Raw genomic sequence first — 236 nt, forward strand, 5'->3', positions numbered from 1 at the left:
CATGATAGATGCTTTTTCAGAAGGCCTTAACCCGCTGGTAGTAAGAAGATGCACCTGGCAGGCGCGGGCAGGTCTTGCACAGCACTTTCTAACAGATGCATTCTCCGCAGGGCATGTGCGTACACAGCGCGGAAAAATACAACGGTACTGGAATGGCATGTACCCCGGCTTTGTAGTTAACATGATACGCATGATCGGCTGTCACAGGGCCAGCCATTTTAATGAAGGGGACAACA

The 236-nt window shown here is 50.8% G+C and carries 1 protein-coding gene; it reads left to right on the plus strand.

What is annotated here, in order from left to right; genetic code table 11:
- On the plus strand, positions 1–236 hold a 236-nt coding region (locus KVT36_RS32215; RefSeq protein ID WP_217607512.1), incomplete at both ends, for a hypothetical protein.

Source organism: Chitinophaga sp. GbtcB8 (assembly GCF_019091455.1).
Classification (GTDB): domain Bacteria; phylum Bacteroidota; class Bacteroidia; order Chitinophagales; family Chitinophagaceae; genus Chitinophaga.